We start from the raw sequence: 16,516 nt of genomic DNA, 5'->3' as shown, positions 1-16,516 counted from the left end.
TTACCCTTTCTTGGTAGCCATGGCCTTCTGACGGAGTTTCATTTTGGCTGTCCTGATGAACTGCACCAGGGGCCTTTTGGAAGGGCAGATAAAGGCACAACAACCACACTCAAAACAATCCAAGAGACCAAAGCGAGGCGTATCCTCAAAGCGTCCCTTCTCCATATAAATAGAGATCTCGTTAGGAGAAAGCCCCATAGGACAGACCGCCAGACACCGACCACAGCGAATACAGGGGCCATAATTTGAAAGGTCGGCCTCCTTTCGACTGAGAAAGGTGACTCCCGAGGTGGTCTTAGTCACCGGGGCGGAGAGATCAGCCATGGCAAACCCCATCATGGGACCACCAAGGATAAATTTAACTGTTTCTTCTGAAAGCCCTCCCAGATAATCAACGATATCAGCCACTCTTACCCCTACGCGACAGAGAAGGTTGGCCGGCCTTTTAACTCCCCTTCCCGAGACAGTGAGAATACGTTCGTAAAGATTCTTTCCCAAGACCACCGCCTGATAAATGGCCCAAGTGGTGCCTACATTCTGAACCACACATCCTACATCTGCTGGAAGGCCTCCCCCCGGAACCCGTCTTCCGGTAATGGCTTGGATGAGCTGCTTTTCTGAACCCTGGGGATATTTCACCTCAAGGGGGGCAACAGTGATCTGGCGAGCGGATTTCTTAACGGCCTGTTCAAGGGCTTCAATGGCCTCGGGCTTATTAAGCTCCACCCCAATGTAGGCCCTGGCCACCCCAAGAATCTTCATAATGATGGCCACTCCCTCAACCACTTCTTCGGGGTGTTCGACCATTAGACGATGATCGGCGGTAAGGTAACTCTCACACTCGGCCCCATTGATGATCAAGGTATCAACCTTGGCCTGAGGAGGAGGATTAAGTTTGATATGGGTAGGAAAACCGGCCCCACCCATACCCACAATACCCGCCTCTTTAATTCGCCCAAGGAGCTCCTGGGGGGAAAGTCCATCCCAGGGCCGGGCTTCATAATCCTTGGGAGGAGCCGAATGATCAACCTTGATGACCACCGCCGGTACCTTTCCTAAAATAGGATGGGGCACCGAGGCAATGGCCACAACCTCACCGCTGGCCGGGGAATGAACGTTGGCCCCTAACCCCTTCTCCACGGCACCAATAAGATCTCCCTCTCCTACTCTGTCCTTTCGTTTAACCAAGGGAGTAGCTGGGGCCCCAAAATGCTGCGCCATGGAGACCCAAAGTTCATCAGGAAGGGGCATAGTCTCTACCGGAAGATTTCGGGTTAACTCCTTATGGTCAGGAGGATGGATTCCACCTTTATCAAAGGTGTACTTTTTGATGGCCTGAACCATAAACTGGTTTCTCTCCTTAAGCTCTTGCCTTTATGAATCGGCACCCTTCAAAAGTCAAGAACGATAAGAGTCAGAAATTAGATAAAAATGAAATTGTTGTAAAATAAATCTTTTTGGTTTTCCTTTCTTCTCAAAAAACGTTCTTTATGGGTCAGGAACTTCTTTCTGATAAATCTCTTTGGCCCTTTCGTAATGACTGCGAAAGGCCTCCGAGGCGACTAAAGAGGCATTTTGGTTCCGCAAAGCACTAGCAGATTTATGATCTCCAAGGAGCTCTTTGGCCAGAATAAGTTTGGCCAAAAGCTCGACATTAGAGGCCAGATTGAAACCATTTTGAATTTCAACCAACAAAAGAGAAAGCTCCTTCTGGGAGAGCAAAAAGTCTGTTACTTTTGAATAATAGTTATCTTTATCAATTGGTTCCTTATTAAGAAAGCGTTGGTATTGAGCAAACCAATTAGGATTAACAAATTGAGGAATTTTCCCTCCATCTATAAGAATTTCATATAATTCTTTATATTTAGAAGCAATCAGTGAAGCAGCAAAATTCTCGAGAACGTAGGATTTTAAGTCCTCTTTATTGTAGAGAATTTCACCTCTTATACTCTTTTCTAAGACTTCTAAAAGCTCTTCTTGGTTAAAAACTGAAACAATAGGGGCATTATATTTAGCATCAAAAGGTTGAAATTCTTCTTTACGAAAACAACAAATAACAGGACGTCCATAATACATATATTCTAAAGCTACCAAACCGAAATCATAATTAATTTGATCAACTGCTACACCAAAACCAGGATAATAAGAAATAGCCTTATCATGTGGCATATTCTTAACAAGAATATAATCAAAGTTATTGTATTTTAAACGCAATTTTTCAATGGCCTGATCCAAAAATCTAGTACCTTTAACAAAAGAATTTGAAGGAGCATGAAGAATGGTAAAACGACCAGAATCAACACTGGAGGCATAAGAATCATAAAATTCAACATCAAAAGGCATAGTTATATAATAACCATAAGGAAGATGATTAATCAGTGTAGTACCAGTAACAAAAACATCTACATAAGACATAAGAGCAGAAATCTTTTTGATTTGAGAAAAATTATTAAGAGGAGGATAAGGAAGATCAATATGAGGATATTGAAACTTTAGCTGATAATATACTATTTTAGAAATATTTTGAACATCAGAACCATAAGCACTACAAACTATCTTTTTTCCTAAATCTTTTGCTATCTTTAAATCATAAAAAAGCTGATCAGAAAGATTCCACCCACCAAAAGAATCACCAGTAGAGAGGGAATTTAAAAAATGAATATGAATAATATCATATTTAGGAAGATCATGCTTTAAAAAATGAGACATAAAATTTCTAATTTTATTAGATCTTTCTCTAGGAGATAGAGAATCAAGATCTAAGTTTATATCACCATAATATCCCAAAAAAGTTTTATAAAAAGAAATAACTTTAGAATAAACGCCCATTTTTTTTAAATATTTAGATAAAATAGGAGAAGTTCCAGCAATAATAATAGGCAAATGTATAACCTTAATCACGACATTCCCTCCAAAATAGCAAGAGCAATACCATCATGACCATATTGGTTACCATTATAAAACATATATAAAGTGTCCTTATGACGAATAACATAAGGATAACACATCATTTGATCATCAAAAGTAAAAGTTTCAGGAGAAAAAGACAAATTATCTTTTCTAATAAACAAAAAACCATCAGAACTTAAAGCATAACCTATGCTATAAGAAAAATCCAAAGAAGCATAAGAATACCAACAATGATACTGATTTTCTATCTTCAAAAGAGAACATCTAGCAATATTTGTTTCAGAATCATCTTTAAAATTTAAAAGAACATGACCAGTTGGCAACCAATTAATAGCATTGTAAGAATAAGCATACTTAATATGATAAAAAGAGATCAAACGATTATTGTATTTCTCCCATTTTATTCCAGAAACATAAAACATTTTCCAAATACCATTTGCATAAAAAACAAAAGGGGAAGTAACAAGACAGGGATCATATTGACTTCTAGCCATAATAGGAGCCGAGGAGAAACGATAAAAGTTCTTCCCACCATCTTCACTAATAGCTAGACCTATAGAAGAGTAAAACAGAGGATATTCTGAGCCCTTATTCCAGCCAATATAATATAAATATTTAATACCATTGATAGTAATTATAGATGAAGGATAAACACCATGTTCATCAAAACAACCTGGAGGACCGGGAGACAGAACAGGAGATACAGAACAATCTAAAATAATGTCAGGAAACCTAATATCAATATCAAAATAACCTATGCGAGATATATTATACTCATCTCTAGAAGCAAAATAAACCCTATAAATACTAGCATCAAGATGATCAACAGTTGGAAGTTGAGCGTGGGATTTCATCCAATAAAATTCAGAATTAGGCTTAAATATAAGACCGATTTTTTTCCAAACAAACATCGCTAAGTTTATTTTTTAACAAGTATAGTCCATTCAAAAAGATCATAATCATGAAGAAGAGAAACTTTTTTCGAAAAATAACGCTTACAAAAATCAAAATAAAACAAAGGATCACCATAATAAAGATGATCTCTTTTAAAATCAACATAAGTGGTGAGAAGATTAAAAGCAAATCCTTTAAGAGAAAATTGATTTAAATTATTTAATATGTAAATGATATATTTTTCCCATACTTGAACATCAATATCAAATTTGACATTAAAAATACCAGAAGCAAAAGAATAATCAGCCGGATGGAGCAAAACATTACTTTGAATAAAAAAAGCTCTCTTATCAGAAATAAAAGATTGAGCAGCATTGAGCATATCTTGACTAATATCATAACCACGATAAAGAGAAACATTAAATTGACGAGCAACAAGAAAAGAAAATAAAGCTCCGTAACCACAACCAAGGTCATTAATAGTAATAGCTACTAAAGGATCCTCAATAACCTGAACCAATTTTTCAAATCTTAAAAAATGACTTTTCTCGTCATTCCAACCAACACTCTGGGGTTGAAAGCCATATTTTTTCAAACACTTACTGTAAAGTTCTTCTATTTTTTTTAAATCTATTTTATCTAAATCAAAATCCTTAAACATTTGTCATACCTTAAAGCCTAACCTTACTACTATCTTTTGGGAAAAGCTCTGCTCTTTTAGCAAAATAAACCTGTCGAGGTTTAGTATTTTTCATTATTAGTGACCCAGCTCCAATGATGTTCTCTTCTTCAACAACCACTGAATCTCGAATAGTAGCATTAACACCAAGAAAAGTATATTTCTTTATATGACAAAGACCAGAAATAACAACATGAGAAGAAATAAAACAATGATCCTCAATTATGGAATGATGACCTATGTGATTGCCACTCCAAATAATAACATTATTCCCAATAGATACATAAGGTTGAATAGTATTATTTTCAAAAATAAAACAATTATCTCCTATCTTTTCTGTCAAAACAACAGACATCGGACTTATATATGTTAATAATTTATATCCTTTTTCCTTGGCCAAATAATAAAATTTTTCACGAATCTTGTTAAGATTACTATAACCTATGGCAATAAACATTTCATGATCATGAGGGGGAAAAAAAGACTCTATACCCTCAAAAGGCACCAGAGGGAAACCAAAAATAGAATCAGAGTTAACATAGTTATCTGTAGCTGTAAAAGCGACAACATCGTAGCGCGTATCTTGCTTTAAATAAAAAAGAACAACTTCTGCAAAGGTGCCAGTACCAAAAATTATAACCTTCCTTGACATTTATTTCTCCTTAACAAGTCAAATGGTAAAACATAAAAATTACCATATTCTGAACATAATTCAGAAGAACTAGAGCCATATAAATCATTATTAGACACATAAATAAAATAAGAATAAATATTCTCCCGCGAGGCCCACTTTTTTTTAAATTTATAAACACCTGACTGAGAAAGCCAGGTACCTCCCCAATTCCACAGTCTAAAACCCCTTTTAAAAGAATCAAGCATAGCCTGATAAATTATCAAAGAAAGTGGTTGTAAAGATCTAAAACTATTTACTATAACGGGAATATAATATTCAACAACATCTTTATAATAAAAAAGCAAAAGAGCAGCCACAGGAATGCCATCGAGAAAAGCAACGTATAAATTATAATCCTTATCTTCGGTAAAAAATCGAGGAAAAAGATCAAAAAAAGATTCAGGTTTGGGACGACCACCAATAGAGGCCATATTTTCATAATGAGTTTTTTTCAAAAAGGGAATACAAGAATTATCCACAAACACTTTAATACCTGACTTAATAGCTTTTTTAATATTTCTCCTTGCAGATGGAGAAATAGTCGACATTAAAGAGGAAGAAGGATCAGAAGAGTCAAAAGAAAGAAAAGTATATTGTATAACGCGTTGATCATAAAGCGAAGCAACAATATTAGAAAAAATAGATTCATCATCAAGAAAGGGATTTAAAACAACGACAGAAGAGGCCAGTTTTTGATGAAGCGATAAAAAATGATTATATTCAGAAATCAATATTGAATAAACTTGTCTATCAAAAGCCAAAGGACCACCATAACTACCATAAAAAGGTAGTGAATTATAAACATAACCATATCTACCAAATTTTCCCATCAAAGGGAAAATACCTACCACAGAATTAAATTTCAGACAAACAAAATAGTGGGATTGGCAGGAAAGAAGAGATTCTAAAAAAGATTTAAATTTTAAGGAATAATAAAAAAGACTATAAGAATTTTTCTCCAGAAAGTCTTGGTACTTATCTTCTAAATTAGAGTCAAGAATAACAACTTTCATTTTTAATCAAAAAATACCTGTAACCAGGTTTCAAAACAAAGCAAAGACCAAATTAAGAGACGATGGTTAGTTTTACCAGAAAAATGCTCCCTTAGGATGTTCTCCAGATAAGATTGGTTTATATAGTCTTTGTATTTTACTTGAGAATCGAGAAGAAGCTTTTTAACATAGGCGGCATTTTCGTCTCGATACCAGGAGGCCTCGGGAGGAGAGAAACCCTGTTTACGTCGCCAGGTAATCTCAGGAGGAAGAAGACTGGACATGGCCTTACGGAGAATATTTTTCCCATCATCAAATTGAAAATAGTATTTTTTTAATTTATTTAGCTCATTTTCATCCATTTTTACCATCTTCTCTAAATTACCTAACTTAAATTTAACGGGAACTTGCATGGCAAAATCAACCAAATCATTATCCATAAAAGGGAATCTTTCCTCCAGGGAATTAGCCATACTAAGCTTGTCTCCCACAATAAATAGGCCATGTAAAAAAGTTTTGGCCTCAAAATAAAGACAATTAGCAACATGATCTTCGGGAGAATCGTATTTAAGAAGAGGATTATAAGTAAAAACTTGAGAAAAAACTTCAAAAGGTTCTGTGCGAAAAGTATCTTGCCAAATTTGAGAATGGAAAAATATACGTTTATCTTCATCCTTTATTAATCGTTGCCAAAAGTCATAGTATTGTCTCAAAAAATCATCACGAGAAAGGGAGCGAAAAACTCGATAGTATCGCCAAGGATATCCTCCAAAAAGTTCATCACCTCCACCACCAGAAAGGCACACCTTGACAAATCTTGATGCTAGACGACTGATATAAAAATTCGGATAGCTCATACCTAAACGAAGATCTTCCAGGTGCCAGACAACCTTGGGAAGGGCCCACGAAATATCGCCAGCATGAATGACCTGTTCATAATGTTCTGTCCCAAAATGATAAGAGATAAGCTCTGCATCTCGGCGCTCATCAAAGCTTTTTTCTATTCCTTCAGCTCGTGAAACCTCAAAGCCAGCGGTAAAGGTAGCCAAACGTGGAATCTCTTGCGATGCGAGAGCAACAATACTTCCTGAATCCATTCCTCCGCTGAGATAAGAACCTAAAGGAACATCTGAAACTAACTGTCTCTTAACGGACTGCTTTAGAAGATCATGCAAATCACAAAGAATGTCTTTTTCTTGACGAGAGCCATTTTGGGCTACAAAATGATAATCCCAGTAAGAATATTGTCTAAAACCTTTCTCGTATGAGACAAAGGCTATATTAGCAGGAGGGAGGAGAAAAACCTTATCAAATAGAGTATGATATCTAAAAAGATTCTGAAAGGTAAAATATTCATTAAGGGCAGTAAGGTTAACTTCTCGAGGGAATCCAGGCCATGCCAAAATAGCTTTTATTTCGGAAGAAAAGAGAAATAGTTCATTCCATATAGCATAATATAGAGGTTTAATACCATATCTATCTCTGGCCAAAAAAAGTTCTCTTCGTTTGCCATCCCATATAGCTAAGGCAAACATACCATTGAATTTCTTGACACATTCTGCGCCCCACTCTATGTAAGAGAATAAAACGACTTCAGTATCGCTTCTACCTCGAAACTGATATCCTCGTTTGAGTAATTCTTCCCTAATCTCAGAAAAATTATAGATCTCACCATTATAAATAATCCAGTAAGTTCGACTAGGATCAGACATGGGCTGATGCCCAGTAGGAGTAGGGTCGATAACGGCCAAGCGTCTGTGGCCCAGAAAAACATCCCAGTGTCCTTCTTTTATTGCCTTACTTCCTGCCGGAGAATCTATGAGAGGAAGGAGAGGAGACAAATGAGAGAAGCGACTCTCGGAAAAGGCCTCCCAGATAGTGTACCCCCGGGGATTAAAGCGGCCTGAATCGATGAAAACAAAGCCACTGTCATCGGGCCCTCTGTGTTCTAAAATATCCAGCAGAGACTTAAAATCCACATCTTTTAAGGCGGTCTCTCCCAGGGAAACAGCCCCAAAGATACCGCACATCTAAGTCTGATCCTCCCTTAGGAAATCCTTAATACAGGCTACTATTTGTTCCTGTTGTTCAGGAGTTAGTTGATGATGAAGGGGCAAGGCTATCAAAGAATGATAAAGAAGTTCAGAATTAGAGAGATCTCCCACCCTAGGAGTTTTTAAAAAAGCTGGTTCAAGATGAAGGGCAAAGGTACCTATCTGAGTTTCAATATTTCTCTTGGCAAGGAAAGATCTTAAAGGATCTCGCTTTTGAGGCTCAGAAAGCCTGCAAGCGTAAGTCTGAAAGATATGCCTGCCCCCCTGAATTATCTTGGGAGGAAGGATTCCCGAAAGTCCGGAAAGAAGTTCCTGATAGTATGAGGCCTTTTTGATTCGGTCTTCCACAATGGCCTCCAGTCTCTCCATCTGGACCACTCCTAAGGCCCCTTGAACGTCGCTCATTTTGTAGTTTGTTCCCCAGTCCACAAAATGCAGGCCCGTTTTCAGCGGCCGCAGACCAAACCTCTTAAGAGAACGAATTTTTTCGGCCAGATGTTCATCATTGGTAACCACCATCCCCCCTTCTCCGGTGGTGATAACCTTACGAGGATGGAAGGAGAAACAGGTTAGATGAGCCAGAGTCCCAGTCTTCTTTCCTTGAATGGCCGCTCCTAGACTACAGGCAGCATCTTCAATCACCCAAAGCCCCAGTTGACAACAGGTGTCATATATCTCCTGAGAAAGGGGCTGCCCAAAGAGAGAAACAGGAATTACAGCCCTGGTTTTGGGACCTCGAGCCTGGATTATAGCTTCAGGAGTAATGTTATAGGTATCCGGATCCACATCTACCAAGACTGGAGTGGCCCCCAGACGATAGACGGCCAAAGCCGTGGCCGGATAGGTAAAATCGGGAATGATGACTTCATCCCCAGGCCCTATCCCCAGAGCCCAAAGGGCCAGTTCCAAGGCTGTGGTACAGGAAGTAGTAGCAATGGCATACTTTACACCAAGATATGCGGCGACCTTCTCCTCAAAGGCCGCCACCTGAGGTCCTTCGGTAAGAAAACCTGACTCCAGAACCTCACCGATAAGATCCAGCTCCTCCTGGCCCACCAGAGGACGCATGAGAAAAATCTTTTCACTCACCCAATCTCCTCCTTTAGCCAATGGAAAGTCTTTTGGAGCCCGGAGAGAAGATCCGTTGACGGGACTTGCCCAAAGACCTCTCGCAACCTGGATGTATCGGCAGAGAAATTGGTTATCTCCCCCGGTCTTGGGGTTTTTTGGACCACCTTAGGCCGGCAACCAACCACCTTACCGATCATTTCGATCACTTGAGCGATTGTAGTCAGTCTTCCTGTCCCCAGATTAAGAACCCGATGAGTGGGGGTGGTTACCTCCAGGGCCTTGATTAAGAAGTCCACCACATCGTCAACAAAGACGAAGTCTCGGGCCACGGAACCATCTCCGAAGACAAAGACCTCTTCTCCTCGAATAATCCGGCTCATAACCAGCGGTACGAGTGCCCCGCTCTCTGGACGCTGATGGGGACCGTAGACGTTAAAAAAACGGAAAACAAGATAATCCAGACCGTAGAGTTGATTAAATACTCGCAAATAGTGTTCTACAGCGTACTTAGCCACCCCATAAGGAGTCTGAGGAAGACATGGCTGATCCTCAGAGACAGGATTTCTTTCCACCTTTCCGACAATGGAGGAAGCTGAGGCAAAGATTACCCTTTTTACCTCATGTCTTCTGGAGGCCTCGAGCAGATTAAGGCTACCGATAATATTTACCTGGGCATTGCTTACCGGCTCTTTAATCGAGGCCGGCAGGGGATGGGCGGCAAGGTGAATCACATATTGTGGAGATGTTTGAGAAAAGGCCGTCTCCACCGCCTCCGCATTGGTAATATCAAGGCTCTGATAAGGGAATGAACCCCCGAAGCTTTCTCTGGCCTCCCTCTCCGGCCAAGTGTCTGTAGCCACAAACTCTCGCCCCGTTTCAAGAAGCCTCAAAACTAGATTCCGCCCCACAAACCCTAAAGCCCCTGTTATGAGGATCACCTTTGGCCTCCCTCGAGCACTTTGGCTCCCATCTCAAACCCACACTGTGGACACCTTTGCTTTCCATTGTCCATACGAAAACCACAGCAGCACACCCAGCCTATCTGTCGGGCCGGCACCCCTACTACCAGGGCGTGAGGGGGAACGTCTTTAGTAACCACTGCCCCGGCCCCCACCATGGCATACTCACCAATTGTTATTCCACACACAATGGTGGCGTTGGCCCCTATGGTGGCCCCCCTCTTAACTAGAGTGGGACGAAATTCATCCTTGCGTTCAATAAAGGCCCGGGGGTTGATAACATTGGTAAAAACAGCCGAAGGGCCAACGAAGACTTCGTCTTCAAGAGTCACCCCTTTGTAAACAGAAACGTTATTTTGGATCTTACATTTCCGACCCACTGAAACATCTGGGCCGATCATCACATTCTGTCCGATAATGCATCCTTCACCTATCCGGCTCCCTCGAAGGATGTGGGAGAAGTGCCAGATCTTACTGCCCTCGCCTATTTCCACTCCCCGATCCACTACAGCCGTTTCATGAACAAAATAGCCCTTATTTGATCCATTGGTGCGTAGATGGATGAACTTTCCTTCCTCCAATGACTCCTGGGCCGCGGCCAGGATAGAAAGAACCCGGAGCCCCTCCTGGCCATCGGTAAGGGGCGACTTTCTGGAGGTAATACAATCCAGAAAATGACGACATTCCTCCCTTAAAGGTTCGGCCTTTACTATCTCAATGCTCTGGGGTTCCGACTTTATAGGTACGGGAAGACCATTTTTCCAGGCAATAGAGTGATGATAAAGAAGAAGTTTGCGTTCCCATGGCTCGGTATCATTAAAAACGGCCATTTTCCCCTCACCAACCACTACCAGCTTCTGTTCCTTGAAGGGATGAAGCCACGACACGAAAATATGGGCCTTTAGCCCACTGGGAAAGACGAGGTGAGTGGTGGTTACGTCGGCAATCTGCCGATGAAGATAATTGCCCCCGGTGGCAAAAACTGACTCGGGCATCTCTCCAGCCAAGGAGAGAATCATTGAGATGTCGTGGGGGGCAAAACTCCAAAGGATGTTTTCCTCTCGCCTAATCTTGCCGAGGTTAAGTCTATTAGAATAGATGTAGTCAATCCGCCCCAGCTCTCCAGAAGCGACCATTTCTTTAAGTTTCTGAAAAGCCGGGTGATACTGAAGCAGGTGCCCAACCATAAGGATGAGCCCCCTTGAGGCAGCCAACTCACAAAGTTCCCTGGCCTGAGTGAAGTCTAGAGCCAGGGGTTTTTCTACAAAAACATCCTTACCAGCAAGCAGGGCCTCCTTTACGTGGAGATAGTGAAGTTCTGCCGGGGTGGCAATGGCCACCCCTTTTATGTTGGGGTTGGAGAGAATATCCGTGTAAGAAGTGGTGGTTTTTATCTCCGGAAAGTTCTGCCGCACCCGGGAAAGGTTTTCCCAATCCTTGTCACAGACCGCGCTCAAAACCCCTAAGGAATAAAAATTACGCACCAGATTTTTACCCCAGTAACCCGCACCAATGACACCAATCAACGCCTATCTCCTCCTTAAACAGGTCTTAGACCTCTTCCGAAAAATCTCTAATAAACCAAAAAACATGCCAATACTGATCTCTGTTAGTAAGAGGCCTGGTTTTTCAGGAACAAAAGTTGCTCTTTAACTTCTCAACCAAGTTCAAAGGTATCCAGGAGGAATAAATGGCCGGAAAAGGACAGTCTAAACCCCGGGTTTCTCTATGCATGATCGTCAAAGACGAAGAAGAGAATCTTCCTCGCTGTCTGGAAAGCGTCAAAAATGTGGTCGATGAGATAGTCATTGTTGACACTGGCTCCCAAGACCGAACCCCCGAAATTGCCAAAAGCTATGGAGCGCGAGTCTTTTTTCATCCCTGGCAGAATGACTTCAGTCTCCACAGAAACCAGTCCATCTCCTACGCCACCGGAGATTGGATCCTCATCATGGATGCCGACGAAGAACTCGATGCCCTTTCAGCCCGTCGGTTCCGAAAGACGCTAGCCTCTATTCCCAAGGGGATCAAAAGTCTTCGCTTCACCGTGGTAGACAAAAGTCGCAGTGGTGAGCTCCGGATGGCCATGAAATCTGTACGGATGTTTACGAATGACGGAACTTTTCATTATGAAGGCTTCGTTCATAACCAATTAGTAGGCGATGGACCCACTGCCGATGTCGATTTAACCATCTATCATTATGGGTATGATCTTGATGAGGCGGGCTTAGAGAAAAAATTCCAGCGCACCGCCGGTCTGCTTCACAAGCAGTTAGAAGAGGAGCCGGATAATCTCTTTACCCTCTTTAATTTAGTAAACATCTACAATATGTGCCGCCGGCCAGCCGGGGCTACCGAATACGGTGAACGGCTCATCGAACTCCTAGAAAAGAAAAAGAAGTTTCCCCCTGTTTATATAAACGCCTTTTACGCCACGGCAGCGGCCTATCTTAACATTCGCAACTTTAAAAGGGCCAAGGAGATCGCCCTTAAAGCCCTTTCTATGGATCCTAAATATGTGGATGCCCTCTGGATTCTGACCTATGCCAGCTTCATGGAAAAAGACTTTCCAGGGGCCATCAAGTGGGGAGAAAGATTCCTGGAGACTCTTTCCTACTACAACCAACAAATGAGAGTGGGGTTTAAAGACCACCTTCTCTACAAGGCCTATCTGGTTTACTCCATCGGCAAGCAAGTACACGCTCTGCTTTTTATGGCCCTAGCGGCCCTAAAACTTGGGGATAAGTCCCGAGCTCGCCGCTATTTCGATGCTGTGGTCTCTGCGGACCGAAGCGAAAAGACCTATGCCAAAGTAATGCACCATCTGGTGGCCAGTGATGCCGAAGGGGAAGTGGATGTAGAGATAATTGATCACTATGTAAACAAAGCCCTAAAAGACTTTCCCCAAGATGAAGGGTTCTGGCACATCAAAATGGCCGTAGAAGATGCCCGAGGGAACCTAAAGGGGGTAATTGACTGTCTAAAAAAACTAGCCGCTATCTCCGGGAAGGAACTATGGCGGGCCAAGTTAGCTGAATATTATCTGGCCCACAAAGAGCCCCGTAAGGCCATCGCTCTTCTGCAAGAACTCTGGTTGGAGAGAAAGATCCCGGCCTACGCCTGTAACCTAGGGGTGGCTTATCATCAACTTGGAGACCTCCAAAAGGCTGAAAACTGGTATCGAGAGGCCCTTGCTGAAGACCCATTCCACGAAGAGACCCTCTTTAATTTAGGCCAGATGTTATTTGAGACCGGGAATCTAGATGAAGCTCAGAAGATGTTTGAAAAACTCATCGAAATCGAACCCAATAATGAAGAGGCCCTGCTATTTGCTTCCCTTATCTCAGCCCAGAAAGGAAATCTTGAAGAGTGTCTTCGGTGGCTGGATAAAAGCCTAGAGGCCCAAGACTTTAAGGCTCATGTAGAGCTTAACTCCCTTGAAGAACTGGCTGCCTTCCTGGTGGGGCTTAAGAGAAACTATCAGGATCAGGGCAAAAAGGGATGTGCTAGGTTGGCCTTAGAGATCGCCCGCGAAGTATATCCGGATCCGGTCTTTATTGAAGATCTTATCCAAAACGGTCGTCGAGTCTCGGTGGAAAGAGTCCTTAACCTTATCCAAAGAGGGATTAACCTTGGTATCCAATATCAACCAGAATTTCTCTCCCAGATAGAGACTTGGGCCAAGAATAAGGTTGCCTGTGGAACCCACTAAAAAGTTTAAAGTTTCCCTGCCTTCCAGCCGACCATCTTTACTAGATGAAAGATTAGAGAGTTAAGGAGGTGATAGCCCGGGATTGTTCATAGGTTTTTAAAAGATTGCTCTTAAGCACCACCTAACTAAAGGGCAAGGACGCCCAACAAAAATCAAGGAGGAGGTAGTAACCATGCCTATCGTTGTCAACACTAACATCGCCTCACTAAACGCTCAGCGTAATCTCACCAAGACCCAGAGTTTGCTTCAGCGTTCACTTCAGAGGCTCTCTTCAGGCCTGAGGATCAACAGCGCCAAGGATGATGCCGCTGGGCTGGCCATCAGCACCAGGATGACCGCTCAGATCCGGGGTCTTAACCAAGCCATCCGTAACGCCAACAATGGTATTTCCATGCTTCAGACGGCTGAAGGGGCCCTGGATGAGGTCACTAACATGCTCCAGCGTATCCGGGAGCTGGCTGTCCAGGCAGCCAACGATGATGCCACCGACGAGGATCGAGCTTCGCTCCAGCTCGAGGTCAAACAGAGGATTGAAGAGATCAACCGAATTGCCAACACCACCAGTTTCTCGGGGATTAAACTCCTCGATGGTAGCCTGACAAAGGCCGAGTTCCAGGTTGGGGCTAACTCCAGGGAGACTATCGAGGCCAAGTTCTCCGCTGTCCAGGCCTACAAGCTTGGAGCCACCGGCGGCACCCAGACTGGTGAGTTTGGTCTGGTAAGTGTAACCAACTCCGGACCTGGAATAGGCAAACCGGCCAACGCTGGAAGCCTCGCCGCCCTTGAGGATGGGGATCTGGTTATCAATGGTTATGAGATTCGGGGCACCCGGGCCTCTGACGACCCCTACTCCACCACCGACCATGCGGCCAGCGCTATCGCTCTGGCAGCGGCCATCAACGATTATGCGGAGAAAACCGGTGTCCGGGCGGTGGTCAACCAGGCCGAGGTCAGTTTCGGTATCACCGCCGGAACAGATAACCTTGAGGCCGGCGACCTGGTGATCAACGGGGTCAATGTAGGGGCGGTAACAGTAAATGCTTCAGCTGTCACCGTCGCCCAGAATCTGGTTGAGGCCATAAATGAAATCAGTGACTCCACCGGCGTTATGGCCGAGTACGCTGCCACCGGTAACACCACGGCTCCTTATAAGATCACCCTTAAGTCCATCGATGGCCGCAACATCGAAATCGAGGCCACTCTTGGGGCTGGAGAAGATGTCTTCACCACTGATAGCGGGCTCTCCAACGTCTATAACCTCGACAATGGAGATAATTTTGTCATCCGGGGTTCGGTAACCCTGCGCTCCCAAAAAGACATTGTCATCTCCGGACCAGGTCCTAACATCGCCGGGTTTGCTGAAGGAACTTACGAGGCAGATACGGCCTTCACCAACACCGAATTCACTTCTTCTACCTTCGGCATTGATAACGGTGATATCACCATCAAAGTAGGTGACGTGGGTTACACCCTTACCAGCACCTCTACCAGCGATGCCTACTGGAACATTGACGAGGACTCCTCCACTAGCGAGGTGTTCCTCACGGCTGCCTACACCACCAGCTCTGGCGACTCCTCCGATGCCTGGTCGGCAGTGGCTATCGCCCGAAAGATCAACAACACCGAGGGTCTTAAAGACGTGGTCAAGGCTACAGCCTATACCAAGGTTGATCTGGGTCGGGTGAATGCCGTTGATGCCAGCAGCTCCGACTCCATTATCTTTGAGATAAACGGTGTCACGGTAAAAATCGAGGCCGATATCGAGGCTGATGACTCCACCGGCGTGCTGGTTGGAGCCATTAACAACGCTATCCAGCAGGCCGTCTCCAGTGGAACCTATCGTCTGGCGGGTATCAGGGCCTATATGGAGGAGCAGAGTGATGGTACCAGCCATTTGATCATTGAGGCCAAATATGGTCAGAATATCCGGCTCAAGTTTAATGGTACGGCCTCAGATGGTAGCACCAGCCTTGATACCAATAACGTCGATCTTTTCACCCATGATGGTGTCGACACCACCGACTCTTCAGTGGGTTACTATTACTTCAAGGGAACGGTAGCCCTTGAGAGTCTCACCGGCGATCCCATCAGTATCGGTGGTGAAGATGCCACCGTGGGCGGCTTTGATGAAGCCGACTTTGGCACCGTCCAGAGTATCGATATCTCCACCAAGGCCGGGGCCCAGAAGGCCATTGATATTATCGACGAGGCCCTCCAACAGATAAGTGACATCCGAAGCCAGTTTGGTGCGGTGATGAATCGTCTTGAATCCACCGTTTCCAATCTGGCCAACGTCTCTGAAAACCTCTCAGCGGCCAGAAGCCGGATCCTGGATGCCGACTTCGCTGCCGAGACGGCCGAGCTCACCCGGGCTCAGATCCTGCAGCAGGCAGGAACAGCCATGTTGGCCCAGGCCAACATGCTGCCGCAGGCGGCCCTCTCCCTCCTCCAGGGATAAGGCCTTAGACCGGGGCACGGGGGCTCCCGTGCCCCGGAATTGGCTCTAATCTACATTTAAGTAGCATTTTCTAGAAAGAGGGAGAAGTGTATCCAGACTCAGGCTTTAAAACGG

The 16,516-nt window shown here is 43.6% G+C and carries 12 protein-coding genes; 2 read left to right on the top strand and 10 right to left on the bottom strand.

Translation table 11 applies throughout. The annotated features are described in order from the left end of the window. The 10 genes from rsxC to G4V39_RS11355 form a co-directional block, all read right to left on the bottom strand. Window positions 1-1,344, bottom strand: a complete 1,344-nt coding sequence (gene rsxC / locus G4V39_RS00165) for an electron transport complex subunit RsxC (RefSeq protein ID WP_210412118.1) — start codon at window positions 1,342-1,344, stop codon at window positions 1-3. 144 nt (window positions 1,345-1,488) lie between these two features. Beyond that, window positions 1,489-2,901, bottom strand: a complete 1,413-nt coding sequence (locus tag G4V39_RS00160) for a glycosyltransferase (protein ID WP_166030999.1) — start codon at window positions 2,899-2,901, stop codon at window positions 1,489-1,491. After that, the gene (locus G4V39_RS00155; RefSeq protein WP_166030998.1) at window positions 2,898-3,821 is read right to left on the bottom strand and encodes a glycoside hydrolase family protein; all 924 of its coding nucleotides are present in this window, start codon (window positions 3,819-3,821) and stop codon (window positions 2,898-2,900) included. Before G4V39_RS00155 ends, G4V39_RS00160 begins: the two co-directional genes overlap by 4 nt. A gap of 8 nt (window positions 3,822-3,829) precedes the next feature. Continuing rightward, window positions 3,830-4,465: a class I SAM-dependent methyltransferase gene (locus tag G4V39_RS00150; protein WP_166030997.1), complete on the bottom strand. Its 636-nt coding sequence runs from the start codon at window positions 4,463-4,465 to the stop codon at window positions 3,830-3,832. Window positions 4,466-4,475: 10 nt separating this feature from the next. Next, window positions 4,476-5,135, bottom strand: coding sequence for an acetyltransferase (locus G4V39_RS00145; protein ID WP_166030996.1), 660 nt, complete (start codon window positions 5,133-5,135; stop codon window positions 4,476-4,478). Beyond that, window positions 5,117-6,169, bottom strand: coding sequence for a GNAT family N-acetyltransferase (locus tag G4V39_RS00140; RefSeq protein ID WP_166030995.1), 1,053 nt, complete (start codon window positions 6,167-6,169; stop codon window positions 5,117-5,119). The genes G4V39_RS00145 and G4V39_RS00140 overlap by 19 nt, the downstream gene beginning before the upstream one ends. Window positions 6,170-6,171: 2 nt before the next feature. After that, window positions 6,172-8,178 (bottom strand): asparagine synthase (glutamine-hydrolyzing), encoded by a 2,007-nt coding sequence (gene asnB / locus G4V39_RS00135; RefSeq protein ID WP_166030994.1) that lies wholly within the window; start codon window positions 8,176-8,178, stop codon window positions 6,172-6,174. Beyond that, window positions 8,179-9,291: a DegT/DnrJ/EryC1/StrS family aminotransferase gene (locus G4V39_RS00130; protein ID WP_166030993.1), complete on the bottom strand. Its 1,113-nt coding sequence runs from the start codon at window positions 9,289-9,291 to the stop codon at window positions 8,179-8,181. Continuing rightward, window positions 9,288-10,211: an NAD-dependent epimerase/dehydratase family protein gene (locus tag G4V39_RS00125; protein ID WP_166030992.1), complete on the bottom strand. Its 924-nt coding sequence runs from the start codon at window positions 10,209-10,211 to the stop codon at window positions 9,288-9,290. Before G4V39_RS00125 ends, G4V39_RS00130 begins: the two co-directional genes overlap by 4 nt. Next, entirely contained in the window at window positions 10,208-11,758 is a 1,551-nt protein-coding gene (locus G4V39_RS11355) for a Gfo/Idh/MocA family oxidoreductase (protein ID WP_166030991.1), read from the bottom strand. Before G4V39_RS11355 ends, G4V39_RS00125 begins: the two co-directional genes overlap by 4 nt. Before the next feature lie 164 nt (window positions 11,759-11,922). Between G4V39_RS11355 and G4V39_RS00115 the strand changes: the two genes are divergently transcribed. Both G4V39_RS00115 and G4V39_RS00110 read left to right on the top strand, forming a co-directional pair. Further along, window positions 11,923-13,944, top strand: coding sequence for a tetratricopeptide repeat protein (locus G4V39_RS00115; protein WP_166030990.1), 2,022 nt, complete (start codon window positions 11,923-11,925; stop codon window positions 13,942-13,944). A 172-nt stretch (window positions 13,945-14,116) separates the two neighbouring features. Next, window positions 14,117-16,402, top strand: a complete 2,286-nt coding sequence (locus G4V39_RS00110) for a flagellin N-terminal helical domain-containing protein (protein WP_166030989.1) — start codon at window positions 14,117-14,119, stop codon at window positions 16,400-16,402. Window positions 16,403-16,516 lie beyond the last annotated feature (114 nt).

The sequence above is a fragment of the Thermosulfuriphilus ammonigenes genome (genome assembly GCF_011207455.1).
Lineage (GTDB): Bacteria > Desulfobacterota > Thermodesulfobacteria > Thermodesulfobacteriales > ST65 > Thermosulfuriphilus > Thermosulfuriphilus ammonigenes.
The sequence above is the reverse complement of the archived record's forward strand: the minus strand, read 5'-3'. Positions and strand labels throughout refer to the sequence as shown.

Coding starts and splice junctions, on each gene's coding strand:
- G4V39_RS00110 (WP_166030989.1), top strand. CDS start 14,117: ATGCCTATCGTTGTCAACACTAACATCGCCTCACTAAACGCTCAGCGT.
- G4V39_RS00140 (WP_166030995.1), bottom strand. CDS start 6,169: ATGAAAGTTGTTATTCTTGACTCTAATTTAGAAGATAAGTACCAAGAC.
- G4V39_RS00155 (WP_166030998.1), bottom strand. CDS start 3,821: ATGTTTGTTTGGAAAAAAATCGGTCTTATATTTAAGCCTAATTCTGAA.
- G4V39_RS00115 (WP_166030990.1), top strand. CDS start 11,923: ATGGCCGGAAAAGGACAGTCTAAACCCCGGGTTTCTCTATGCATGATC.
- G4V39_RS00150 (WP_166030997.1), bottom strand. CDS start 4,465: ATGTTTAAGGATTTTGATTTAGATAAAATAGATTTAAAAAAAATAGAA.
- G4V39_RS00145 (WP_166030996.1), bottom strand. CDS start 5,135: ATGTCAAGGAAGGTTATAATTTTTGGTACTGGCACCTTTGCAGAAGTT.
- rsxC (WP_210412118.1), bottom strand. CDS start 1,344: ATGGTTCAGGCCATCAAAAAGTACACCTTTGATAAAGGTGGAATCCAT.
- asnB (WP_166030994.1), bottom strand. CDS start 8,178: ATGTGCGGTATCTTTGGGGCTGTTTCCCTGGGAGAGACCGCCTTAAAA.